General features: G+C 64.6%; 19 protein-coding genes and 1 pseudogene. 5 read left to right on the top strand and 15 right to left on the bottom strand.

Annotated elements, in window-relative coordinates:
• Positions 1–385: 385 nt before the first annotated feature.
• Entirely contained in the window at positions 386–976 is a 591-nt protein-coding gene (locus F604_RS0109060) for a DUF981 domain-containing protein (protein ID WP_019551380.1), read from the top strand.
• 75 nt (positions 977–1,051) lie between these two features.
• Entirely contained in the window at positions 1,052–1,480 is a 429-nt protein-coding gene (locus tag F604_RS0109055) for an OsmC family protein (protein WP_019551379.1), read from the top strand.
• A gap of 3 nt (positions 1,481–1,483) precedes the next feature.
• On the opposite strand, the gene F604_RS0109050 is transcribed toward F604_RS0109055, so the two are convergent.
• The 3 genes from F604_RS0109050 to F604_RS0109040 are packed head-to-tail and all read right to left on the bottom strand — an operon-like array spanning position 1,484 to position 3,548.
• A complete protein-coding gene (locus F604_RS0109050; RefSeq protein ID WP_019551378.1) occupies positions 1,484–2,236 on the bottom strand; it encodes a zinc ribbon domain-containing protein in 753 nt (250 codons plus the stop codon).
• Positions 2,224–2,859, bottom strand: coding sequence for an MBL fold metallo-hydrolase (locus tag F604_RS0109045; protein WP_019551377.1), 636 nt, complete (start codon positions 2,857–2,859; stop codon positions 2,224–2,226). Before F604_RS0109045 ends, F604_RS0109050 begins: the two co-directional genes overlap by 13 nt.
• Complete coding sequence (locus tag F604_RS0109040; RefSeq protein ID WP_019551376.1) at positions 2,856–3,548, bottom strand: sulfurtransferase; 693 nt, start codon at positions 3,546–3,548, stop codon at positions 2,856–2,858. Before F604_RS0109040 ends, F604_RS0109045 begins: the two co-directional genes overlap by 4 nt.
• A 98-nt stretch (positions 3,549–3,646) precedes the next feature.
• Between F604_RS0109040 and F604_RS0109035 the strand changes: the two genes are divergently transcribed.
• Positions 3,647–4,111 carry an Hsp20/alpha crystallin family protein gene (locus tag F604_RS0109035; RefSeq protein WP_026329098.1) on the top strand — a complete coding sequence of 155 codons (465 nt, stop codon included), beginning with the start codon at positions 3,647–3,649 and terminating at the stop codon, positions 4,109–4,111.
• Positions 4,112–4,152: 41 nt separating this feature from the next.
• On the opposite strand, the gene F604_RS0109030 is transcribed toward F604_RS0109035, so the two are convergent.
• From F604_RS0109030 to F604_RS0109015, 4 genes are all read right to left on the bottom strand, one after another.
• Complete coding sequence (locus F604_RS0109030) at positions 4,153–5,223, bottom strand: cystathionine beta-lyase (protein WP_019551374.1); 1,071 nt, start codon at positions 5,221–5,223, stop codon at positions 4,153–4,155.
• Positions 5,224–5,232: 9 nt separating this feature from the next.
• Positions 5,233–6,063: a prolipoprotein diacylglyceryl transferase gene (lgt, locus tag F604_RS0109025; protein ID WP_126164419.1), complete on the bottom strand. Its 831-nt coding sequence runs from the start codon at positions 6,061–6,063 to the stop codon at positions 5,233–5,235.
• Positions 6,064–6,071: 8 nt separating this feature from the next.
• Positions 6,072–6,332 carry a glutaredoxin family protein gene (locus F604_RS0109020; RefSeq protein ID WP_019551372.1) on the bottom strand — a complete coding sequence of 87 codons (261 nt, stop codon included), beginning with the start codon at positions 6,330–6,332 and terminating at the stop codon, positions 6,072–6,074.
• Between the two features lie 62 nt (positions 6,333–6,394).
• Positions 6,395–6,871 carry a DUF456 domain-containing protein gene (locus F604_RS0109015; RefSeq protein WP_019551371.1) on the bottom strand — a complete coding sequence of 159 codons (477 nt, stop codon included), beginning with the start codon at positions 6,869–6,871 and terminating at the stop codon, positions 6,395–6,397.
• An 86-nt stretch (positions 6,872–6,957) separates the two neighbouring features.
• On the opposite strand from F604_RS0109015, the gene F604_RS0109010 reads away from it, so the two are divergent.
• Together F604_RS0109010 and F604_RS0109005 are read left to right on the top strand one after the other, a co-directional pair.
• Entirely contained in the window at positions 6,958–8,016 is a 1,059-nt protein-coding gene (locus F604_RS0109010; RefSeq protein WP_015718167.1) for an alanine dehydrogenase, read from the top strand.
• Entirely contained in the window at positions 8,013–9,329 is a 1,317-nt protein-coding gene (locus F604_RS0109005; RefSeq protein WP_019551370.1) for an acetyl-CoA hydrolase/transferase family protein, read from the top strand. Before F604_RS0109010 ends, F604_RS0109005 begins: the two co-directional genes overlap by 4 nt.
• A 12-nt stretch (positions 9,330–9,341) precedes the next feature.
• On the opposite strand, the gene F604_RS13265 is transcribed toward F604_RS0109005, so the two are convergent.
• The 8 genes and pseudogenes from F604_RS13265 to F604_RS12075 form a co-directional block, all read right to left on the bottom strand.
• Positions 9,342–10,763 carry a hypothetical protein gene (locus F604_RS13265; RefSeq protein ID WP_248644161.1) on the bottom strand — a complete coding sequence of 474 codons (1,422 nt, stop codon included), beginning with the start codon at positions 10,761–10,763 and terminating at the stop codon, positions 9,342–9,344.
• 63 nt (positions 10,764–10,826) lie between these two features.
• Positions 10,827–12,518, bottom strand: a pseudogene (locus F604_RS13260) (DUF7933 domain-containing protein); the annotation flags it as partial.
• Positions 12,519–12,742: 224 nt separating this feature from the next.
• Positions 12,743–18,232 carry a hypothetical protein gene (locus tag F604_RS0108995; RefSeq protein ID WP_019551367.1) on the bottom strand — a complete coding sequence of 1,830 codons (5,490 nt, stop codon included), beginning with the start codon at positions 18,230–18,232 and terminating at the stop codon, positions 12,743–12,745.
• Entirely contained in the window at positions 18,229–18,981 is a 753-nt protein-coding gene (locus F604_RS12915; RefSeq protein ID WP_155984173.1) for a hypothetical protein, read from the bottom strand. Before F604_RS12915 ends, F604_RS0108995 begins: the two co-directional genes overlap by 4 nt.
• Before the next feature lie 202 nt (positions 18,982–19,183).
• Positions 19,184–20,923, bottom strand: coding sequence for a DUF7927 domain-containing protein (locus F604_RS12080; protein ID WP_169336157.1), 1,740 nt, complete (start codon positions 20,921–20,923; stop codon positions 19,184–19,186).
• Positions 20,924–21,143: 220 nt separating this feature from the next.
• Positions 21,144–23,813 (bottom strand): NEW3 domain-containing protein, encoded by a 2,670-nt coding sequence (locus F604_RS0108985; RefSeq protein ID WP_019551366.1) that lies wholly within the window; start codon positions 23,811–23,813, stop codon positions 21,144–21,146.
• Between the two features lie 12 nt (positions 23,814–23,825).
• Positions 23,826–24,326: a hypothetical protein gene (locus F604_RS0108980; protein WP_019551365.1), complete on the bottom strand. Its 501-nt coding sequence runs from the start codon at positions 24,324–24,326 to the stop codon at positions 23,826–23,828.
• A gap of 70 nt (positions 24,327–24,396) precedes the next feature.
• Positions 24,397–24,663: transposase (locus F604_RS12075; protein WP_019551364.1), on the bottom strand; the 267-nt coding region annotated here is incomplete at its 5' end.

The following is a 24,663-nucleotide window of genomic DNA, read 5'->3' as shown; positions in this document are numbered from 1 at the left end:
CTGGCTCTGCCACGGGTGTTCGTTTGGAGTTTTACCCATCGGACTACCCGATGGAACCCCCTACTCCAAGTTTCAAGGTCCACGGGGAACTTTGTCCCCAAGAACATTGTACCCAATCCGTGTCCACCTGTGGTGGACGTGGGGGAGCTAAGCTCCCTTCGGTCGCATGTAGCTGCAAGGTACGCTGCAAGGTACGCTGCGCGTGACCGCGTGACCGCTGACCCATGTATCCCCGGTTTGGTCAGCCTGTGTCACGCGTTAGCGTATCTTGAGGGCTATCTTGGAAACTGGGGGATTATAGCTCCCCCACACCCCCTCTTTTCTCTAAGGGGGGGCATTTGTCCTAGAGGGTGAGGGCTATCCTGAGCTTGGGAGGTGAAGGGATATGGGAAGCTACAACCCGCTGGTCTTCGTTTTAGGCCTGGTCACGGCGGCCGGGGTCTCGGGGGTGGCCTACTTGCTCGCCGTGGCCCGGGGTGGGGACGAGAAGGCCCTGGGCCGGCTTTACGGTCCCCTCTTCTTCACCCTTGGGGTCTTTGCCCTTGGGGCGGTGGCCCAGCTCTACTGGACCAACTGGGCGGGCCGTCCGGTGCCCCAGTACACGGAGCTTTTCGGGGTGGCCACGGGGCTTTTCGCCTTCATGATGGTCCTCGCCGGCTTTTACCTCTACCAGGGCCTGGAGCTTAAAGCCCTGGCCTGGCCTTCGTTTTTCCTCGGGCTTTACCTCCTCCAGGGAGCGCGGGCGGTGTTGGACTTCGGCCTCACCCGGAACCCGCCCCTCACCGCCCTCATGTGGGGGGCGGCGGGCCTCGCCAGCCTCGGGATCCTCTTCTACGCCTATAGCCGCCCCGAGGCCCGGCGCACCTGGGCCTACCTCGGGGCTTTGGTCCTGGCCCTGATGGCCCTGGGGGCCTTCCTCACCGGCTTTATGGCCTACTACGGCCACATCGCCAGCGCCGTGGGGGGCGGGGGCTAAGGGGCCCAAGGGTTTGTGTCCCCATGCCCAAAGCGCTTCCGGGCATGGGGTAGCCTTTTGAGGAAGGGAGGTGCTATGCCGGTCCGGAAGGCGAAGGCGGTATGGGAGGGCGGCTTTAGGGAGGGGAAAGGGGTCATGGAGCTAGAAAGCCAGGCCTTCCAGGGGCCTTACTCCTACCCCTCCCGCTTTGAGGAGGGGGAGGGGACGAACCCCGAGGAGCTCATCGCCGCGGCCCACGCGGGGTGCTTCTCCATGGCCCTGGCGGCCAGCCTGGAGCGGGAAGGCTTTCCCCCGAAGCGGGTCTCCACCGAGGCCCGGGTGCACCTGGAGATGGTGGAGGGCAAGCCCACCCTCACCCGGATTGAGCTTCTGACCGAGGCGGAGGTGCCGGGGATCTCCCCGGAGAAGTTCCTGGAGATCGCCGAGGCCGCCAAGGAAGGCTGCCCCGTGTCCCGGGCCTTGGCGGGGGTGAAGGAGATCGCCCTTCAGGCCCGCCTGGTTTAGGGACTACTCCCCCTTCCAGAGGAGGCGGCCACAGGAGGGGCAGCGCACCAGCTGCCCCTGCACCACTTTCTGGGCCACGTGGGTGGGCAGGACCACGTTGCACCCCTCGCAACGGAAGACCTGGCCCTGGCGGTGCATGCGGGCGATGCCGGTGCCCTTCCGGGCCCGGCGGATGGCCTCGTACTCCTTCAGGACAGGGGCAGGGATGGCCTGGGCCATCAGGGAGCGTTCCTCCAGCCTGACGGCAATCTCGGCCTTTAGGGCCTCCACCCGCACCCGGTTGGCCTCCAAGAGTTCTTCCAGGTGGGGCCTTAAGGCCGCCAGCTGGGCTTCCACCTCCTGGATCTCGTTTTCCAGGTTCTCCATGGCCTCCATGATGGGGGTGGAAAGCTCCAGGAGCTCCTTGATGCGGTCCTTGATCTGCTGGATGCGGTTTTCGTACTGGGTCTGCTCGCGGGCGCTTTGGGCCTGGCGCTGCTCGGCCTCCGCCTGCTTTTCCTTGGCGGTGAGGTCCTCGATGTCCAGGCTGTGGCGGTTGTACTCCTTGCGGAGCTCTGCCTGGCGCTCCAGGAGCTCGGCAAGCCGGTCTTCCAGGGCCTCCACCTGGGCCTTCACGGAAACCAGGTCCTCGGGAAGGGTTTCCGCCTCCTTTTGCAATCGGTCTATCTCCAGGTCCTTTTCCTGCAGGTCATAAAGAGCCTTGAGCGCCTCAAGCTGTCCCCTGTGGGGAGCATCCGCCCCGTTCACGTTTCCCATTCTAACCCGAGGAGGAAGGGGTTGGTCTTGGCCTCGAGGGCCAGGGTGGTGGGGGGTCCGTGCCCCGGGTAGACCTCCGTTTGTGGGGGCAGGGTGAGGAGGCGCTTTAAGGAGCGGAAAAGGTCCTCCCGGCTTGCCCCTGGCAGGTCGTAGCGGCCGATGCTCCCTTGGAAGAGGAGATCCCCGGAAAGAACCCGGGGGGGTTCCCCGGCCTCGCCGGGATGGATGAAGGCCACATGGCCGGGACTATGGCCGGGAAGGTGCCAGACGGTGAAGCCGTAAAGGACCTGCCCCTCTTCCAGAGGCTCTACCGGGAGGGGAGGGTCGGGGATGGCGAGGCCCCACATGCGGGCCACTTCCGCCGCATGCCGGTAAAGGGGAAGGTCCAGGGGGTGGAGGAAGACCGGCAGGGAGAGGGCCTCCACCAAGGGGGCCACCGCTCCCACGTGGTCGAAGTGGGCGTGGGTGAGGAGGATGGCCTTGGGGGTTAATCCCGTGGACTCCAAAAGGGCCAGGATCCTTTCCGCCTCGTCCCCGGGGTCTATGAGCACCGCTCCTTCCTTCCCCTCCACCAGGTAGGTGTTTTCCTGGAGGGGGCCCACGCTCAGGCCGTACACCTTCATGGCTCGGTGGGAAGCCCTTCCTGCAGCCACTCGTGCATGGAGCCCAGGTAGTTTCTGGCCCTCACCCCGAGGCTTCTCAGCACGAAGAAGGCCACGGCGCTCCGGGCCCCGGAGTGGCAGTAGACCCCCACCTCCTGTCCCGGCTCCAGGCCGAGTTGCTTTAGCACCTTGTCCGGCTCCAGGAAAAGCTCCAGGGGGGCATTCCGGCTCCCCGGGATCCGTCCCCCCTTGGGGCAGCAGGGGGGGTGGACCTTGCCCTGGTATTCCTCGGGGCTTCGCACATCCAAAAGAAGAGGGTGCCTGGCCGCCTCGTCGGCGGTAAGGAGCCAGTCCCGCCGGAGCTGGGCCCGGGTTTCCGTGCGCTCGGGCTTGGGCTCCTCCCGTTCGGTGGCGTAGGGTTCCCAGCCCTCCGTCCAAAGTTCCACCTCTAGCCCCCCAAGTCCCAGGAAGAAGGCGGTGCGGCAAAGGCGGCTGGTGAGCCCCTCGTCGTAGAGGACCACCGGGCTTCGTAAGCCAAGTTCCTGGAAGAGGTCGGTGAGGCCGGCCTCGAGGGCCTTAAGCTCCGCCTCTTCCCGCAGGCGGAGCCTGGGGACGGAAAGATCCAGGTGGCGGGCGCCTGGCAGGTGGCCTGCCTCGTAGGCGGCCCTGGGCCGGGTGTCCACCAAGACAGCCTCAGGAGGGATCTCCATGCCCTTGATTATAGGGGGCGCAAGGGTAGGTGCATAAGCCTAAAGGTACTTGACAAGAAGGCGCGCAGGTGATATAAGTGAAAAGGGAGGTGATAGGTATGGCCCTGGTTCGTAGGAATGTGCGTCCTGCGGAGATCACTCCCTTCCGTACCTGGGGTCCTTTCTCCCTCCTGGAAGAGGCCAACCGGCTCTTTGAGGAGGTCCTGGGCGACTTTGCCCGGCCCGTGGCCACCTACGTGGCTCCGGCCGACCTCTACGAGACCGACGAGGCCTTGGTCCTGGAGATGGCGGTGCCGGGCCTGGCTCCCGAGGACCTGGAGGTGAGCCTCGAGGGGGGCAAGCTCACCGTACGGGGCCAGGTGAAGCCCGCCGAGGAGGTTAAGGTGCGCCGCTACTACCTGCAGGAGATCCCTCACGGCTCCTTCGTGCGCACCTTCACCCTCCCCGTGGAGGTGGATGCCTCCCAGGCCAAGGCGGAGTTCCGCCACGGGATCCTGCGCCTCACCCTGCCCAAGGTGGCCGAGGCTCGGGCCAAGCGGATCCCCATCGAGGTGGTCCAGTAAGCCCGGAAGCTCCTTCCCCCCGGGGAACGTCCCCGGGGGGTTTACACTTTCTTTAGAGCCTCGGCAAGGCGCTTCAGGGCTTCCTCCAGCACCTCGGGGTAGGTGGCGAAGTTGAGGCGCACGTAGCGGTCGTATCCTTCCCCGAAGTTTTCCCCGGGGTTCAGGGCCACCCGGGCCTCCTTGAGGAAGAAGGAGGCCGCCTGGGGAATGGGGGTTTTGAACCAGGCCAGGTAGGTGCCCTCCGGGGGGAAGTGCCCGAGGCCCACCTCCTTGGCCCAGGCCGCCACCCGGTCGCGGTTGGCCCTAAGCCGGGCTAGGGTTTCCCGAAGCCAGGGCCCAGCCTCCAGCAGGGCGGCCTTCCAGGCGGCCATGGCGAGCACGTTGGGAAAGGTGTGGGGAAGGTGGCGCCTTAAGGCCTCCACCAGGGGCCTAGGCCCCACCACCGCCCCTATGGGCAGCCCAGCCAGGTTGTAGGCTTTTCCCGGACCCAGCAGGGTGAGGGTGCGCTCGGGGAGGAAGCGGGCCAGGGGCACGTGGGGCTTCTCGTAGGTCAAAGGGGCGTGGAGCTCATCGGAAACCACGATGAGGTCGTGCTTGCGGGCGATGGTGGCCAGGGCGGAAAGCTCCTCCTCGCTGTAGACCCTTCCCGTGGGGTTTTGCGGGTGGCAGAAGAGGAGGAGCCTGCTGGCGTAGGCCAGGCGCTCCAGGCCCTCGAGGTCCAGCCGGTACCCTTCCTCCGTTTCCCGCAAGGGATTCGCCAAGATGGTGCGCTTCTGTTCCCGGATGGCGGCGAGGAAGGGCGGGTAGATGGGCACCTGGGTCAAGACCCCCTGCCCGGGTGCGGTGAAGGCGGCCACCGCCCCGTAGAGCCCCACCACCACCCCGGGCATGAAGGCCAGTTCGCCTTCCAAGCCCGTTTGTTCCAGGATGAGGGCCTTGAGCTCCAGGTCCCCTTCCCGGGGTGGGTAGCCCAAGAACCCCTTGGCCCTTTCCTCTATGGCCCGGCGGATGGGTTCGGCCACGGGGAAGTCCATGTCCGCCACCCACAGGGGCAGGACACCTTCCGGATAGGTGCTCCACTTGAGGGAGTCCTTGCGGGGCGGAAGCTCCATGGGGTTATCTTAACCGGGGCCCTTCCCCAGCCGGCGGAGCATGTACCAGGAAAGGAGGATGAGGGGCAGGCTCACCACCTGGGTGGCGGTGAAGAGGCCGATGCCCAGCTCGTCATTGCGGTACACGGGAAGCCACAGGGGATTCAGCCGGAAGGGCTCCTCGAGGACCGAGCGGAGCACGCTGTACCACAGGATAAAGTTCCAGAAGGCGTATCCATAGAAGGGCTTTTTGCGAAGCCAGTAGTAGGAAAGGGGCAGAAGGATGAGGCCCACCAGGGCCCCATAGATCTGGGTGAGGTGCACGGGGCCCCGGAGGAGCTCCGCGCACCGGTACACCTGGGAGATGTCCTCTATGCCAGGGCAGATTCCCGGGAAGCCCTTGGCCCACTCCGGCCAGGTGAAGCCGATGGGCAAGGAGGTGAGGCGCCCCACGGTATCCGAGCCATTCATCAGGTTCCCGATCCTGCCGGCGATGATGCCCAAGGCCACCCCCGGGGTGGCGGCGTCCAGGTAGGGCCAGAGGGGGTAGCCCTTTCGCTTATGGAAGTAGAAGAAGACCAAAGCCCCGCCCAGAATGGCCCCGTGGAAGGAGAGGCCCCCCTGCCAGATGTACAGGACCTCCACGGGGTTTTGCAGGAAGTAGCTGGGGGAGGTGAGCACGTAGCCCAGCCTGGCCCCCACCACCCCGAAGATGACTGCCCAGAAGGCCACCACCTCAAACTTCTCCGCATCCAGCCCCCAGGCTCTAAGCCGGCGCTTGGCCAGCTCAAAGCCGATGAAGATGGCCAGGGTCAGGAGGAAGCCGTACCACTGGATGCGCAAGGGGCCGATCTGGATCATGGTGGGGTTCATGCCTTACCTCCCTTGGACTCCTGCCAGCGCTCCACCAGGGCCAGCAGGTCTTTCTCGCCAAAGGCTCCTTCCAAAAGCACCTCTTCCCCCAGGAGGAGCACGGGTACCCGGAAGGTGTAGAGGCGGAAAAGCCCGGGGTCTTGGCCCACATCCCGGCGCACGTAGGGGATCCCCAAGGTCCAAAGGGCCCTTTCCGCCTTTTCGCAAAGGCCGCACCCCTCGCGGGTGACGAAGACCAGGTCCATGGGGAAAAGCATACCTTGCACTGGGGTAGTACCGCCGGGGGCCCCTAACCTGGTTTGGCCAGGTTGGGGTGCCATCAGAAGATGGCCCGGATCACCAGGATCCCCATGGCCACGTGGACGATCGCCTTGGCCACCACGCCCCCCATGAGGCCCACCAGGGTTCCCCAGGCGGCCTTAAGGGCTTCCTCCGGCCTTCTTCCCGAAAGGTACTCAAAGAGCCAGGCCAGGAGGAAGGGAAGAATCAGCACCCCCAGGACACCCAGAAAAAGGCCTAGGATTCCCCCCAGAAAGGCCCCCCAAAGCCCTGCCCGCCCGGCCCCGTACCTTCTGGCTCCCAGGAGGGTGGCGAGGTTGTCCAGGCTCATGGCCAGAAGGGCCAGGACGCCCAGGGCCAGCCACAGGCCCAGGGAAAGCTCCCGGAAGCCCACCAGGGCCTCGTGGAGGAGGGCGGCCGCCAGGATCAGGAGGGTGGCGGGGACGAAGGGCACCAGGGTGAGGAGCACCCCCGCCCCCCAAAGGACCACGAAGAGCCAGTCGGCGAAGGTATCCACGAAAAAAGCCTAGGGTGGGATTTCATGAGAAGGAAAAGGACATCCGCCCTGAGGCAGGGCCTTAAGCTCGAGGCGAGGAGGCGGGTATGGAGTTTGGCCTACCCAAGGAGCAAGCCGTGGTCAAGACCCAACCCCCCTTCGGGGAGGTGCGGGAGGGGCGGGTGGCCCTTACCCCCCAAGGGGTGCGGGAGCTGGTGGAGAGGGGCCACCGGGTCTATGTGGAGCGGGGGGCGGGGGAGCGGGCGGGCTTCCCCGATGGGGCCTACGAGGAGGCCGGGGCCCGGCTGGTGAGCCGGGAGGAAGCCTTTGGCCGTGGGGAGGTGGTCTTGAAGGTGGGAAGGCCCACCCTCGAGGAGATCGCCTTGCTCCGGCCCGGAGCCACCATCATGGCCTTCATGCACCTGGCGGTGGCGGAATCCTCCCTGGTGGAGGCCATGGCGGAAAAGGGTTTGACCGCCATCGGCTACGAACTCATCGGAGCCGGGGGGAGGCGCCCCGTGCTCAAGGCCATGAGCGAGATCGCAGGCCGCCTGGCCCCCCAGATCGCCGGGAGGCTTCTGGAGGCTCCCTTTGGTCCCGGGGTGCTTCTTTCCGGGCTGCCGGGGATTCCCCCTGCGGATGTGGTCATCCTGGGGGCGGGGGTTTTGGGAAGGGCGGCGGCCCGCTCCTTTTTGGGAATGGGGGCCTCGGTCTACCTCCTGGACAAGGAGCTTTCCGCCCTGGAGGAAGCCTCCAAGGAGGCCAAGGGGGCGGTTGCCGCCCTCATCACCCAAAGCCGGCTGGAGCGGTACGCCGCCTTTGCCGACGTCCTGGTGGGGGCGGTGGCGGTGCCTGGGGAGAGGGCCCCCTTCCTCCTAAGCCGGGCCCTGCTCTCTCGCATGCGCCCGGGGGCCGTGCTCCTGGATTTCGCCATCGACCAGGGGGGGATTGCGGAAACCAGCCGGGTGGGGGTGTACCAGGAGATGGGCATTACCCATTTCTGCCTCCCCAACGTTCCCGCCCTGGTGCCCCGTACCAGCAGCCACGCCCTCACCGCCACCCTTTTGCCCTTTCTCCTGGAGGTGGAGGAGGATCCCTTGGGGGTTCCCGAGCTCCGGCAAGGGGCTTACCTCCTCCTGGGCCAGAAAGGAGGCCACCTGGAATGAGCTACCGCAAGAAGCTGACTTCCCCCGAGGATGCCGTCACCCTCATCCGATCCGGGATGCGGGTCTTCGTTTCCGGAAACGCCGCCACCCCTACCCCCATCCTGAAGGCCCTGGCTGATCGCAAGGACGAGCTTGTGAACGTGGAGCTCGTGCACCTCCTCCAGTTGGGGGAGGATCCCTTTGCCTCCCCGGAGATGGAGGGCCACTTCCGGCGCCGCTCCCTCTTCGTGGGGCCCGCCGACCGGGAGGCGGTGAACCAGGGCCGGGCCGACTACGTGCCCATCATGCTCCACCAGGTGCCGTGGCTTTTCAAAAGGAGCATCCTTCCCCTGGATGCCGCCATCGTCCAGGTTTCCCCACCCGACGAGCACGGCTTCTGCTCCCTGGGGGTGGAGGTGATCGCCACCAAGGCGGCCCTCGAGGCGGCTCCCATTGTGATCGCCATGGTGAACCCCAGGATGCCGAGAACCCTGGGGGATACCTTCGTCCACGTCTCCCGCTTCACGGCCATCGTGGAGCTGGACTGGCCCCTGCCCGAGCTGAAGCGGGAGGGCTTTGGCGAGGTGGAGCGGAGGATCGGGGAGCACGTGGCGAGCCTCATTGAGGATGGGGCCACCTTGCAGATGGGCATCGGGGCCATTCCCGATGCCGTGCTGGCCAGCCTCGAGGGCAGGCGGGACTTAGGCATCCACACGGAGATGATCTCCGACGGGGTTCTGGAGGCCTTTGAAAAGGGCCTCATCACAGGGGCCAGGAAGACCCTTCACCCTGGCAAGGTGGTCGGCACCTTTGTCCTGGGCTCGGAACGGCTCTACCGCTTCGTCCACGACAACCCCCTCTTTGAACTCCACCCCGCGGACTACGTGAACGATCCCTTTGTGGTGGCCCAGAACCGCAAGATGGTGGCCATCAACTCCGCCATCGAGGTGGACCTTACCGGCCAGGTGGTGGCGGACTCCATCGGCACCCGCATCTACTCGGGCTTCGGCGGTCAGCTGGACTTCATCCGTGGGGCGGCGAGGAGCGAGGGGGGCAAGCCCATCATCGCCCTGCCCTCCACCGCCAAGGGGCAAAGCCGTATCGTTCCCTACCTGAAGCCAGGGGCCGGGGTGGTCACCACCCGGGCCGATGTGCACTACGTGGTCACCGAGTGGGGCATCGCCGAACTCTTCGGCCGCTCCCTAAGGGAGAGGGCCCTGGCCCTCATTGAGGTGGCCCACCCCGACTTCCGGGAGGAGCTTTTGAAAGCGGCGTGGGAGAGGAGGCTTCTGCCCAGGGCTTATCCTGGTGTTGCGCCCGGCTCCAAGGAATAGGCGCGTTCTCGCCTAGCGGATCCTCACCCGGTAGCACACCTCTCCCATCTCCCCTGGCCCCACGGTGCCCACCAGAACCCTTACAAGGCCGCTTGCGATTTCCCCGGCGTCATCCCCGGTTTGTGCGGTGAGGTGCTGGGTGGCGCTTCCGTGGGTCCACTGGATGGCCTTGTTGCCGTAGTCGGCCACGGTGGTGAGGGCTTCGGTGAAGAAGGGGATGGGGTCGCTGAGGACGAAGTTGCTGACGGGCTGGGTTCCCAGGTTGCGGTAGGCGATGCAGTACTCCAGGACCTCGTTGGGTTTGCCCTGGGCGGTGGTGGCGAAGGGGGTGTTTTGGGAAATATTGCGCACCCGTTTTTCCAGGCGGACCTCACCTCCCACCACGTGAAGGGTATCCGTGAGGGTGTCGGGTTCCTGGACGCTGGGGTTTGCTGCCCAGGTGAGCCTGGCTTCCACCAGGGCGATGTCCATGGCTCCTGCGGGTTCCCCGGCGGGCACCAGGGCTCGGACCTCGAGGGCACAGGCCCTGAGGCCGCCATCGGCTTCCCGGGGCCAGGCGGTGCCCACGGTAAAGGTGTAGGGGAAGGAGGCCCAGTCTTCCCCTGGACCGAAGGAGCCGTTGCAGTCCAGATCCACCCGGACCTGGTAGGTGTAGCGGGGGTTGGGCGGGGAGAGGAGGCTTAGGGTCACGCTTCCCAGGGTGCCCGGGCGGTACCCGTGGCTGAAGGTGTAGACCCCGGGGGAAGAGGTTTGGCCGGAGCCATCGGGGTAGAGGCGGCTATCCCGGACCACGCCGAAGTTCCGCACCCAGGTGTTGCCTGCCAGGGCGGAGGCGGGGCCCAAGGAAACCCTAGCCCCCGAGGAGCTTGGGCCCGTGGCATCCAGCCAGCTTGCCACCTGGGTGGGGGTTACCCCGTCGTTATAGCCGGTGGCGGGGCGCAAGGGGTGGGAGAGGGTGACACTGCCCCAGCCATGGGGAAGGTAGAGGCGATAGTAGCCATTGCCGTCGGTTGAGGCGGTGCGGGTGTTGCTGCCGTCGGTGGCGGTGACCGTGACCCCGCCCACACCCCGTTCGCCGCCATCCCGTAGGGCGTTGTTGGCGGTGCCTCCACCTAGGCCGTCATCCAGGAAGATCTGGCCCACCACCACCCCGCCATGGAAGAGGCCGAAGTCTAGGCCTTGGAGGTGGTTGCTTACGGAGATGTCGCGTTTGCCATCGCCTGGGTTGACGAAGAGCCAGCCTGAGGGGGCCTGGGGGGTGGTGTTGCTGTTGGAGGTGGTTACCAGGAGGGTGTAGGTTCCTGGGGGCACACCCGGGAAGGAGAAGGTGCCGGTTCCGGGGTTCACGGTTGCCGAGGCCACCACGGTGTTGCCCTGGACCAGGTTCACGTAGACCGTGGTTCCCGTGGACCAATCCTCATTTGGGCCTTTCAAGCCGTTGGGCTCTTGGTCGTGGTAGACGGAGCCGGAGATAGTGTAGCCTTCTACTACCAACGTGGCGCTGGTGGCTTCCTGGTTAGCTCCAAGATCCGTTTGTAGGGCCCCGGCTAGCAGGATATTGGTATAGGATCCTGGGGCACTGGCGGTGACGTTCACGGTCAGGGTACAGCTTCCGTTGGCAGGGATCTGTGTTCCTGAAGGCAGGGTAATAGTGCTTTCTCCAGGATTGGCGGTTAGGGTGCCGCCAGAGCATGTGGTGCTGGCACCTGAGGGATTGGCCACCACCAGGCCGCTGGGTAGAGTGTCCACCAGGTTAGATGTAAGGGTGGCAGGGGTGGGGTTGGGGTTGCCAAGGGTGATGGTAAGAAGGCTGGTGCTGCCTGGAGGGATAGAAGCTGGGGAAAAGACCTTGTTGAGGGTGGGAGGGTAGGGGATACTCACAGAGGCACTGACGGAAGCGGTTTTGCTGAAACTCGTGCCCAGGGTCAAGGAGTTGTAGGAAATCTGAGCCGTGTTGGTTATGGTCTGGCCGGCGGCCTGCGGCAACACCTGTACCCGGAAGCGCACCCTGGCTCCTTCCCCAGGGAGGATTACACCACCCTGAGAGGCATTGGCTCCGGAACCAAGCCGGAACCGTACACAAGGGGAACCCCCATGTTCTGGACATGATGGGCTGTACTCGGCGATGTCGTCGCCACTCGCATCAGTGAACGTGCCGGTGGGAGCGCTGGCGGCGTTTTGAACCGCCTGGAGACTACCCGGCACGTACTGGGTACCCGGAGGGATAAGATCGGTGAGCACCACATTGGAGGCTCCATCTGTGCCTGTGTTGCTAAAGCTCAGCTGATACTCCAGTACATCTCCCACCACTACCTGGCCGCCGCTGAGGTCAGTGAAGGTTTTTTGGAAGGTGCTCACAAGGTCAGGAAGATAGAGGTTAATGGCGAAAGTCAAGGCTTGGGGAAAATAAGTGTCCTGAGTCGAGGTGAATTGCAGGTCTACCGCGGTGGTTCCGTTGGGTAGGTTATTGTATTGGACCACATCTGCGTCCAAAGCAAAGGTGTTGCGATAAGCGGGGTTTCGGTTTAGGTAGTGCTGTCCTAAGCGACTTATCGTGGAGTTAAAGAAATTGCTACTTGGGTTCACAGCATCTGACAGGTCAGCCCAAGCTAAGCTGCCGGTAGGCCTGATTTGGAGGTGGTCGCCGCTTATACCGCCGTCCCCTTCCCAAGCCACTGCACCTACCCGGGCTTCCACGGTGCCTACCAGTGGCGTGAGCAGCCCGGAAACCGTGATGGTTACGTTATTGGTACTGTTGACGCTGGCTAGTCCGTGGAAAACCTGGAGGCGGCGGAAGGGCTCAGCCGGATGCTGGTAGGCCACCACCAGACTCCAGCCAGCGTAGTAACCCAAGCTGTCACTGCCCGTGAGGCCAGTGATGTTGGCGACCCAGTATTCCCCAGATCCAGCGCTTTGCACCAGGGAGGTGACGTCCTTAAAGGCCGCATAGGGGCGACTAGTGGTGTCACCTCGGTCGGTTATGGTCGCAATCCAATCCGCCGTCACAGGCTGGTAGGTTGGAGAACCAGGGGGCCTTATCCGGATTTGGGAGCGATTAGCGTTGTTGGGATCGGCCCGTGCGCCCCAATAGAGGCCAGCCCACAGAACCTGGGCTCCCGAGGGAAGGCTCAGGAAGCTACTGGAGGAGTTGGAGGTGGAGGAGTCGTTGTCAAAATCCACAAACGCCATTTGTTGGCCGTTATTTAGGTTTTGATCATTGGTATTGCAGGTGGGGGGACGTGAAGGAGTGACGGTCTGGCCATCGGACCTACACGTCATCAGGGTGTTGCCCACGATGAGAATATCCCCGGTGGTTTCCACCCGGAAGGCCTCCTGGAAGGAACGCACCACTTGGGCTTGGGCTAGACCTAAAAAGGAAAGGATAGAGAGAACCAAACCAAGACGCACGTACCTCATCGGCTACCCCCAAAGAAATCCAGGCGCAGGTAGAGGCCTTCGGGTTGCAGGAGGGTTTCCCCAAAGCTATAGCCCAGGTTGAACCAAAGGCCCTCCAGTACCCTGAGGCTTCCCTCCACGCTGTAAACGAAGCGGCCCTGGCCCGTGCCGGGCTGGAACACGTAGTAGCCAGCCCCACCCAGGCCGAAGCGTTCCGTGAGGTAGAGGTTGGCTCCTAATCCGAACTGGTAGGTGTTGGCCAGGGGGTCCTGGGGCTTGATGCGGTAGGCAAGGCCAGGCCTGATTTGGAATCCAGGCTGGTGGTAAGCGGAGATGAGTTCGCCTTCCAGGAGAGGCTCGTTTCCCAGAAGGATGCGGTGGTAGGTGAGGAGGTTCATTTGAGAGGCGAAGAGGGCGTAGGCCACGGTGAAGCGGCCCTCGGGCTTGGGCAGGACCTGGTAAAGACCGTCCACGGACAGGGTGTTTTCCTCGTCCAGGCTTCCCGCCGCACCGCCTTTGAGCACCAGTTTGGTTTCCTGGCCCAGGGAAACCTCACCCCCTAAGGTGGCGGAGAGGGTTTCGGTTTTGTACCGGGCGGCGAGGCCAAAGGCAGCGGTGCCGGTGCCCGTGTTCAAGTTCCGCTCCAGTCCGGCGGTGAGGTTGAGGCTTAGGGTGTCCGTGAGGGGCAAGGGTGCTTCCACACCGAAGCGAGCCCGGTTCCCCTCTCCGCTGGCGGTGGGAAGCTGGTAGGAAAGGGAGAGGTTGGCCCCAGCGAGCCTTTGCCGCAGGCCCAGGGTGCCGGAAAGCCCCTCGCCCCACGGGTAGGCCAACCCTGCCTCCAGGGACAGGTTGGGGTCCAGGGGCAAGGTGGCCTCCAGCCGGCTTATGGCCTTGCTGAGCCCGAAGGCCTGGCTGTGGGTGAGGAGGACCTTGGCCCCAGCTTCCTCGTACCCCGCCCGCCCCAGGAAGGCCCAGGCCGCCTCATTCCACATGTAGCCGAGGCCGGCTCCCACGGTGAAGGGCTTGGGCCGGTACTCCAGGAGGAGGGCGGACTGGGCGGGGGTGGTGTGCTCCAGGGCCACGCCCAGGGAGCCTTCCTCGTAGGCGAGCCGGGCCTGGCCCTGGAGGGCGGCGAGGCCCTGGGCGATATCCTCCGTGCGCAGGTCCCCCTGGAGGCGGAAGGCCCCCAGGCGGGCATCGGCCCCAAAGGCCAGGCGGAAGCGGCCCTCGGCGTAGCCGGCGCTGAGACCCAGGCGGTCCGACCCCTGGGCGTAGCCCGCTTCCAGGCCATACCGCCAGGAGCCCAGGTAGGCGGCGGAAACCCCGAAGCGGAAGCCTCCTTCCTCATAGGTAGCACCCAGGCCGTAGGCCAGGAGATCCCGGGGGGTGCTCACCGGGGCGTATTCCGCCAGGAGGTACACGGGAGCCAGGCTCGGGGTGGTGGGGAAGAGGGGCCGGGAAAGCTGGATGTTCCCCAGATCGTCCACCACGTAGTCCTTGCCCTCCACCAGGCGGGTTTCCCGGGCCCCTTCCACCAGGATGAGGCTTACGGAGCCGGGCTTGGGAGGCTGGGAGAGACGGTAGTACGAGGTGCCGTCGGGGGTTATCCGTTCCTGTACCCGTGCCCGGGGCAGGAGGCCCAGGAAGCCTTCCAGGCGCGTGGCTCCCCGGGTGGCGAAGCGGAGGGCGGTGGCCTCGGGCAGGGCTGCTCCCAGGGGAGCCCGTTCGTAAGCGATGGAGAACTCCGCCTGGTCGTAGCGGAAGGCGATGGGGTCGTCGGAGGTGAGGGGACGCTTGGCCTCGGTGGCTGCCCCGGTGACGGGGAAGCGCTCCGGGGTCAGTTTCCCGGCAAGCCCGCCTGCGGTGTCCAGGGCCAGCTGGCCCTGGCCTCCCAGCACCGGGCCCTCGGCATAGGCTCGGGCCAGGCCAAAAAGGCGGAGGTTTTCCAGGCTAAGCCCCTGGGATATCTCCTTTAAGGCTACCCCCACGCTTCCCTGGGCAAGCCAAAGCCCTTCCCTCCTTTCCCCGGGGAAGAAGCGCTCCTTGGCTTCTATGCGGTTGAACTCGGCCCGCACCGTGAACTCCCGGGGGGCGGATAGGGGCTTAAGGAGAAGCTCCGCCCGGCCATCCTTGAGGAGGATCTGGTAGCCGGAGATCTCCAGGAAGGCATCCGGGTTCAAGGGCTCCAGATCGGTTTCCACCGTGACGGGGCCGAACCCGGAGGGAAGCCCGTTTTCGTCTAGGGCCTCCACCCTCACCCGGATGGGGGTGCGGCCATCCGCTTTTCCTTCCAGGAGGGAGAGCCTGAGCCTGACGGGGTTTCCCGTGCGAAAGACCTCCACCCGGTCCTGGGCCACGCCCTCCACCTCCAGGAGGTTCTTCCCCACGGCCAGGGGCACCCCGTAGTACTCCAGGCGCTGCCAGCCCCGGCCCTCGTCCAGCTCCGCCTTGCCCAGGCGATCCTGGCCCACCACCTGCCCGTTCACCTTGAGGGTGAGGGGGCCCAAGGGGGCTTCCAGGACCACGGTGATGGCATCCCGGTCCCGGAAAACCTGGCCGTCTTGGGGCTGGCGGATCACCCCGGACCGGGAGGTGGCCAGGGGTTTGGCCTTGCGGTACTCCTCCAGGGTTGCCCTACCCTCCAGGGCCACCTCCCTGCCCCCGGAGAGGAGGGTAAGGCCTGGCTTGCCCATGGGGGGCAGGGCCCTTTCGTGCTGCAGCAGGAAGCGCACCTCGCCCTTTTGGGCAAAGGGAAGCCTCCAGTATAGGGTCTGGGCCCCCTCTTGCTCGTAGACCAGGGGGTCTTCCAGGGGAAGCTCCTGGTGCCGGGCGCTACCCGGGATGTACTGGGCTCCCGGGGGAAGAGGGAAGGCCAGGAGGAGTTCCTCCCCCTGGGCGGCCTGCACCTGGTAGGGCAGGCGCACCTCGGAGATGCGCTCGGGGATCAATAGGGGTAGCCCGGCCAGGGTGGCCTCGGCGGGGAAGGCCACCGGGGAGTCCCCCAGGAAGGCGCTTGCCCGGTTGACCCAGACCCCGGCGGGCACCGCTTCCACGGGAAGCTCAAGGATGCGGGTTTCCCCGGCCTCGAGGGCAAGCTCCCTATCCAGGGCCTCCATGGACAGGCCCTTGGGGGGGGTGTCCAGGAGGCGGATGCGCACAGCGTGGTCGGCGAGGTTGGTCACGGTGAGGAGAAAGGCAGCTTTGTTCCCCTCCAGCACCCGGGCGGGAAGGGCTTCCTTCTTCAAGGAGAGGAGGACACGGGCCACGGAAGCCTCCGCCGTGGGGTTGCCCCGTGAGGTGTGCAGGGTGGTCCGGCAGGTGCCCTGGGCTTCCGGCCCGAAGCGCACCGTGGCCGTGTAGGTGTGCACCCTCTCCCCACCTGGGGGCAGGGTTCCTTCAAACCGGGCCTCCCGGGGTTCCAGGAAGTCCGGGCAGGTGTCCTCCAGGATGTAGCGCATGGGAGCCTCGCCCAGGTTGCGCACCACCAGGCGGTGCCGTACCTCCTCCCCCGGCAGATAGCGCTGGAAAGGGAGCTCCCGGGCCAGGGCGGGCTTGGGCAGGAGAACCTCCACAGACGCCTCGGCCCGGGCCAGCACCTCCCCTTGCTGGGAGAGGAGTTCGGCCCGGTTCAGCAAAAGGCCCTCCCCCGTGGCCCGGAAGGCTACCTCGTAGCTTTTGCCTGTTTGGGCCTCCAGGTAGATGCGCTCCTCCAGCTTCGGCCCCTCGAGGCCCGCCCCGCCAGGATCCCTCAGGATTACCCAGCCGGCCTCGTCCCCTCGGTTCACCACCGTGAGGCGGAAGCGGGCTTCCTCCCCCTGGGCCACCTTGGGGGTGAGGGCCTCCTTGTGCAGGGTGAAGGTGGCCTGCCGGAAGAACTCCACCTGCCCGGAAGCCTCGAGGCCATGGGGCTGGAGTCTTCCCTTAACCACGTAGGTGCCCTTGGGACCCTTGAGGTCCACCGTAAGCCGCAAGGGACGGTTCTTGCTTAGGGGGCCAGTGATGCGGGTGGGGGTCAGGGCCTCCAGGTCCTCGGGAAGTTCCAGGGAGAGTTCCCCGGGGAGGAGGCCAGGGTAGGAGGTGGTGGCTTCCAGGACCACCTGGGCTACCTCTCCTTCCCTCTGGCGCTGGGTCTCGGGGGTGAGGGTGAGGTTCACCTGGGGGAAGAGGCGAAAGACCACCTCCCGTTTCTCTCCCGGGGCAAGGGTGACCTGGCTGGGTCCTTCCACCTTGGCGCCTTCCACCCGAAGGGCGAGGGGATACGTCCCGGGTGCCAGGGTGAAAAGAGCCTCCCCTTCCACCCGTTTCGCCTCTCCCCTTACCTCCAGAAGACCTTCCCCGGGCCGTTCCCCCGTGGGCAGGGCGAGGAGGACCCGCACCCTGAGCTGGGCCGGGGGTATTTCCACCACATAGGTGGCCTCCCCTCCAGGGCAGCCGAAAAGGACCCGACCTCCCTCCAGGGTTTTCACCGCCCCTTGGGTGCGCACTTCCAGTAGACGGTAGCCCTGGGGTAGGGCCAGGGTAGCCAAACCTTCCGGGGTAAGGGTGGGCGTCAGGTCCAGGGGATTCCCCTCGGGATCCACCACCTTTACCTTCCTGGGGCCTGGGGGTACCAGGGAGAAGCCTCCCTCTTGCCTACGCAAACCTCTTTCCCCCCCGGGTAAGGCGGCCTCGGCTTGCAAACATCCGGGCACCTGGAAGGCCAGGGTGTTGGAGTACTGCCGGGCGGTGGGGGGCTGGGTGAAGAGGAAGCGGGTGAGGCCGGGGAGCCTGAGGGTGTAGGAACTCCATTCCCGGTCACCGGACACGGGGCGCTCCTCGAGGGTGCCGTTGGGCAGAGCCACCTGGGAGCGGAGCTCTTCGGGGCCATCCTCATCGTAGAAGCGCACGCTGAGGGGAAGGGCGTCCTCTGGCACCCTTAGGGCGAGAAGCTCCACAAAGGTTCCCTGCTGGCCGGGAAGCTGGCGGAGGGTGAGGCCTGCTTCATGGGGGGCCATGTCCACCACGTAGGCCTGGGGATCCAAATAGACCTTGAAGCCCTCGGCCCGCAGCACGAAAGCGTTCTTGCCCAGGCCCTCAAACCGGGCCACCAGGCGGTAGACCTGGCCCGGGACCAGTTTCCCCAGGAAAAGCTCCACCTCCCGGTGGGGTTCCACTCCAAACTCCACCCGCCTGAGCAGGGTGCCTTCCCGGTAGAGCTCGTAGGTGGCCTTGACCTCCCCCTGGCCCCGGTCGTAGCGTTCATCCCCAAGTTCCTCCTTGCCCTTAAGGGCGCTTCGGTAGTCCTCGGGGTCAAACCCCGGGGAGAAAAGGGCGATCCGCCCTTCCTCGGCCATGGGAACCAGCCAGACCTCGAGGCGGTCCAGCTCCCATTCCAGCCCCGTGCCCACCAAGGTGGCCTTAAGCTCCACTTGGGGAAGATTGCTTTGGGCCGTAGCCCAGGGGAAAAGGGCCACGGCCCAAAGGACCATGCCCAGGAGCAGTTTCCAGGTGCCTCCTTGCCTCGTCATGGGTACCTCCACCGCACCTCAGGGTCGGTCAGCACGGCCTTTTCCAGCTCGTATACCAGGACCTCTTCCCCTTTAAACTCGGCAAACGAAAAGGTTTTGGCCCCTCCATCGGGCAAAGGATCGGTGAGGGTGAGTTCGGGGAGGGGCTCGGGGCTTTTGAGGCGGAGTTCCACAAAAAGCCGGTCCCCCACCTGCACGATTCTCTTCTCCACCGAGAAGGGGCCCAGGCGCAAGGTGGTGTTCCGGAAAACCTGGACTGAGCCCCTGGGAGGCCTTAAGGGGAAGTCCACCACGGTGAGGCCCTGGACCACGGCGCGCTTGCGGTACCCCTCCCCGAGGTTTTCCGGCATGGGAAGGGGGGGGAAGGGAGCCGAGGCAGGATCCAGCATCACTTGATGGAGGCCCTCGAGGTCCCGGAAAGCGTACCGGCCAGCGCTATCCGTGAGGGCCTGCACCCCGTTGGAAAGGAGGATTCTTGCCCCTGGAAGCGGAAGGTCCTGGGGTCCAAAGGTGCCGTCCCCATCCATATCCAGGAAGACCCGGCCCAGGAGCATCCCTCCCAGGGCGAAGGGCCCGGGCTTTAGGAGAGCCAGGGCCTGGGCCTTGCCGCTGGCGGTGGCCGCCCCGTTTCCGCTCACCCCCAGGGCCTGGGCGGTGTTGACCAGTTCCTTGGGTGCTCCAGGAAGAAGGCGGAGCTTATAGGTCAGGCAGAGCTTGCCCTTGCCGGATAAGGAGAGGTTTTCCCACACAAGGCTTCTGTTCTCCCGCCGGGGCTCTAGGGCTTCCCCACCTCCCTGGCATTCGGGGAAGAAGAGGGCGGTGCCGGGCTCGTAGCGGGTTCCCGGGGGTGGCGTGTCGGTGATGCGTATGGTAAGGCTTGCGGACGAGGGATTTTCCAGGGTGAGGGTTGTTTTGTGTGCAGGGGGAGGAAGGCGCGGAAGTCCCTTGGGGTTATGCCCTATGGAGGTTTTGACGTGTACATAGCGGGGTAAGGTAGTAGGTGAGAAGATCGCCCACCACGGCTTCCTTCGGACTCACTTCCTTGCGAAGGAGAAGGTTCACACTAAAGACCGGATGGGTTACCGGGTTGGAGGTGAGGGGATTGGGGGTTTCCTGGGACCTAAGCAGGAAGGTGTTTGCCACCAGGCTATCGTCGGGAGTGTTGGCCCGCACCCGTACCTTAAGGATAAGGAGGGTTTCTCCCTGAGGAAGGGAAGCAAAGGTCCATACCACCTTGTGGGCTTGGGCCTCGTACACTCCTCCATGAGAGGCGGAAACGAACTCCACATGGGGGCTTAAAGCATCCTCCACCGCCACCTGGGAAAGGGAAGCGAAGGCGTTTTGAATGCGCAGGGTGTAGGTGATCACATCCCCAGGTTTCAAGGTGGTGCCTGGAGCGGGATCCGCTTCCTTCACAAGACCCAGGGCGTTGGCCGGGAGGAGATTCAAGAGGTCCACCGTGGTGTTCCTGGCTCCGGTAGCCTGGGAGAGGGCTACCACCCGGGCTTGGAAGGTACCCGCTTCCTGGGGAAGGTAGCAAACCCTGAAGTCCATCTGCTCCCCAGGTCCCAGGACCAGGGGTGGGGTCAGGGGGCTACGGTCCATTCCCGTAAACCAGTAGCCCAGGCCTTCAGGGAGGCCCTCCACGTGGAGGTCGTAGGCATCCTGCACCGTGCCCGCATTTTCCAGGGTATGGGCAAAGCAAAGGGGTTGGCCTGCCAGACCCTGGGCTTCTTGCCGGTCGTTCGTGGAGCCCTCTCCACTGGGAAGGGCCCTGGGGTTACCCAGGGGACCCAGGTGGTGCTGGTAGATGGGGAGGATCTCTAGGGCAGCCCTTCCCTCCGCCGGACCTCCTGGGCCTTCCGCCCGGGCCAGGTTTTCCACCTGGCCCGGTGGAGTGCCCGGGGGTACCTTCAGGCGGAAGGTGAGGGTGGCTTCCTCTCCCACCAAGAGCCGGTCCAGCACCAGGCGGACTCCCTTCACCACCTGGGGCTCAGTTTGTTGCCAGGTGGTGCCGTCGTAATACTCCAGCCGGCCCTTAGGAGCCTGGGCGCTGCCGAGAACAAAGGGAAGGGGAAGGGGCTGGTCCAGTAAGGTTACCGTGTGGGCCGGGGCGGTTCCCAGGTTACGCACCCGGAGCAGGACCGGGATCTCCTCTCCCGGAAGGGCGCTTGGGGGCATCTGCTTTTCCACGGAAAGGGCTGGTCCCGTGGTGACGGTAATCCGGGCGTAGTTCTCGGCATCTTCCTGGCCGTTTGGGCAGCGGGCCACCGGGGTAAGAAGCAGGCTTCCCGTGGCGGAGGCGGGTGCCCTTATACCCACCACCAGGCGGAGGATCTCGCCCATGGCCAGGGTGGCTTGGGTGAGAGGAGTGGAGTTATCGGGAAGCCCATCGGCGTTTTGGTCGGGGAAAATGGCCATCTCCGCCGGGTCCCAATCGCGGGGGCCCGGGACAAGGGAAAGGGAGAAGGTGAAGGCGTCGTTCCCGGCGTTGGTCAAGACGTAGGGCAGATAGGCGTAGCCGCCAGGGCTTATACCGGCTTCCTGGCCTGGGGTAGTGGGGGTGCCGTTGGGGGTGAGGGAGGGAAGGCAAAGGGGCCGGACCACGGTTTCCACCACGTTGGAGAGGTAACGTTCGTTGCCCACCAGGGCCGTGGCCTGGTTGCGGATTACCGTGCCCGCCGGGGTCATGGCGAAGGCAAAAGTGAAAAAACCAACGATAACCCCGAGGATCGGGGTTATCGTGATTAGCCTTTTTACCTTTTCCCTCATCCCTGCCTTCACCTCCCTTATCCTCAGGCCCCGGTGTGAAAATCCTTCTAAAAGCCTCGTTTGAAAGCGCTTCTTCTGTTTTTGGCTTCCCCCCTTAGGGGGCCCCGCCCCGGGAAGCCCCGGGGCGGGGGAAGAGGGTTTACTGCACCTGCACCCGGAAGGTGATGGTGATGATGGCAGCGGGTGGCATGATGTCGGCGCTGGTGATGGTGTTGTCCGAGTTCGTGTCCACCGCCACGTAGATGCTTCCGCCTGCGGGCAGGGAGGTGGGAGCCGTGGTGCTCCAGGTGGTGCCGTTCGTGGAGTAGAGCACCTGGGCGCCCGTGGGGAAGCCGCTAATGGTGGCGGAGACGCTCACGAAGTTGGTGTAGGCGGGCAAGGGGTCTGTGACGATGACCTGGGTCAGGTTGCCGGTGCCGATGTTGGTGGCGATGACGGTGTAGGTGAGCGTCTCGCCCGGGTAAGCGGTGGCCTTATCCACCTGCTTCTCCAGGCGGAGCTCCCCGCCCACGATGGTGGTGGTCTCCGTGGCGGTGTCCGTGGCAGTGGTGCTACCCACCTGGCAGGTGGCGGTGACGGTGTTCACGTCCACCCGGCCGATGGGCTGACCCGCCGGCACGGTCACCCGCACGTAGATGGTGACGGTTCCGCCGTTAGCAGGAACAGAGATGCCGGGCGGGTTGGGCAGGTTGTTGGACCAGGTGGTTCCATCCGTGGAGTACTGGTAGGTCCAGCCGAAAGAGCCTCCGTTGCCGGAGATGGAGCACGTGGCCGGAGCGTTGGAGTTGTTGAGGAGGGTGTGGGTGTACTGGATGGTGCCGGGGCTGGTCACGGTGCCGTTCCGGTCGGGGTCAAGGCGAACCTGGGCCACCACGTTGACCGTGGCAGTGGTGGAAACCGTGTCTTGGACGCTGGAGTTGGTGGTGCTGGTGGCGGTGAAGGTCACGTTGTTGCTACCCGGAGCCGTACCTTGTGGCACGCTCACCGCCGCCACGAAGCACACCCTCTGGCCGGGGTTGACCGGGCCCACGTTGGTGACGGGGGCACCATCAGGGGTGCCATCGCAGTTGGTGTCGGGGTAGAAGACCACACTCCAGCCCGTGGGCACCGTGCCGCTCAGGTTGTAGGTGTCGGTGTTCTGGCCGGTGTTGGTGAGCTCCAGGGGGAAGTAGACGGTCTGGCCGGGGTTGGCGGTCTGGCCAGTGGGGTTGTCGTTGGAAGGATCGCTATCGTTAGAAGTCCCTTGCCCTGCCAGGTCTACCGCATACCCCAAGGTCACCTGGCTCACGGTGTCTGTGGTGGTGTCGGATTGGGATGGATCGCCCTGGCTGATGGCGGTCACGGTGATGTTAACCGCGGTGCTGCTGGTGTAGTTGGCGGGGATGGAGCACCTGAGGGCGAAGTTGAAGTCGCTGCCGCTGGCGAGAGGTCCCACAGGCCCGGAAATAGGTGTGGTGAGGTCATCGGCCACCAGCTGGCAGGTCCAGCCCGAAGGCTGTCCGGAGAAGGAGAGGGAGAAGCTATCGGTGGTGTTGCCGGTGTTCCGCAAGGTGTGCCGGAAGATGACGGTGGTGCCGCTATAGGCGGAAGCAATGGTCTGCTGGTCCCCACTGCGGCTGACCGTGTAGCCTCCGGCAAGGTAGGAGCCTGTGGCGGAACCCAGGGGGAACTGGTAGGGACCCACCTTGACGCTGTATTGGGCGGCCACGGTGTTGGTGGTGGAGTTGGTGCTTACGGTTTCGCCGGGGTCGTTGGCATCGTTATCGTTATTGGCGTCAAACTTCACCGTGGCGGTGTTGGTGTAGGAGGTTCTGGCAGGAGCGTTGCTGGGCACCTGGGCCTGGAAGGAGAAGGTGTACCCGGCTCCCTGAGGGAAGAAGGCACCCGTACCCTCAATCAGCATGCCGATCTTCTTGGTGCCGTCACCGGTGATGGGAAGCATGCTGGAGGTGAGGGTCACCCAGCTGGTGCCGTTGTAGTAAATGTAGCGGATGCTTCCGGCCCCCGCGGAGCCCGTGGGCATCTGGGTCACGGTGAGGCCCGAGGGAATGGTGTCCTCAATCAGGATGCCCGTCTTGGGGGTGCCGTCCACGGTGACCTGGATGCCGTAAGCGGCGCTACCGCCCGTGTTGCTGCCGGAGATGGTGTAGGTGATGGTGTTGCCGGGCTGGATGTTTCCGAAGGGGTTTGCCGCCTTGAAGGCGGTCAGGGCCGCCTGGGTGGTGGCCACCGCCCGGGCCCAGTTGTTGTTGTCGGTGACAGTGTTATTGCCCTGGGAAGTGCCCGCCAGGTTCAGGTTGCCGTAGTGGCCGTTCTGGGCGGTGCTGGGCACCGTGGCGGCCACGATCACGCAGGCCGAGGCGTCAGCGGCCAGGGTGACGCTGGTTACCTGAGGCTCGCCGGCGTCCACGTTGCCGTTGCAGTTGGTGTCCCGATAGATGAGGATGTTGGTGAGATCAAAGTTATCGCTGGTCCCCTGAACGGTGCTTAGGTTGATGGTGTCGGTACCGTTACCGGTGTTGGTGATGGTGTACTGGAAAAGCACCTGCCCGCCAGAAAGCCCGTTTCGGATCTGGCCTGGGTTGGCTTCCGTGCCGTCTGGGGTGATGGTGAAGCTATAGACCTGCTGGACGATGGTGGTCACCAGGTTGGATGTGGTGGTCCTGGGTTGGCCCGCCGAGTCTATGTAGCTGGCACTGGCTTGGTTTTGGATGGCTGTGCCCGCTGGGGTACCTGCGGCCAGGGCCAGTCCCAGGGCTAGGACCAAGACCAGGGTTAAAAACCATGTGGTTATTCCTTTCCCTTTCACATTACCTCCTTTCTACCTAACTGCCGTGCGCAAGGATACCTGCAACTTGGCTCCTTTAGGGAACTCAGGGACTACCCACCGGGCATGGGTGTATTCCTCTGGCTTTACCTCCACCTCCTTTTCCACCTCCTTTCCGCTTTCCACCACCCGGACCCGCTTTTTCAGGGGAGGCAGGCCGTAGGTCTTCCCCCCGTCAAAGCTGAACTCCGGGCGGATGGTGGCACCGTTAAGGGATAAGGGCTTGGCGGTTCCCTCCAGATAGTAGGTTTCCTTGGGGATGGGGATTATAAGGATTACCTGGCGCAAAGGACCCTGGGGGTTTTCCGCCGCCAGGCGCCATTCCAAAACATCCCCTGGTTTAACCTGCAAAGGGTTTTCCTCGTAAACCTCCTTGCCCTCCAAGGATTTGACCAGATAATATCTTAGGTCCAGGCCCAAGGATTGGGCAAGGCCTATGGCCAAGGCTAAAAGCCCTATTCCTAGGATTCGGAAAAGGTTGGATTTTACTGGCATATCTTCACCTCCTGTACATAAAGGTACGGGATCCGTGTGAAAAGGGTGTGAAAGTGGTAGAGCCAAGCTGCTAAGTACCCTCCCCCAAGATTTTCAACTCCACACCCCCCAGGGCCTTGAGGGCCTGAACCACCGCCTCCCTAAGCTCCTCAACCCCCCCGTAGTGCCGCCGAGGCATCAAAAACCCCTTCACCCGCCGCCACACACCCTCCATGGGGTTCAAATGGGGACTGTACCGGGGCAGGTATCCCACCGTAAGCCCCCGCTCCCTCCACGCCCCCTTCCTCCCCTCCATCCCCCGCGACCGGTGAAAGGACGCATTGTCCATGAACACCCT

The organism is Thermus scotoductus DSM 8553, from assembly GCF_000381045.1.
GTDB classification, from domain to species: domain Bacteria; phylum Deinococcota; class Deinococci; order Deinococcales; family Thermaceae; genus Thermus; species Thermus scotoductus.
This window is presented reverse-complemented; position numbering and strand designations above follow the sequence as displayed.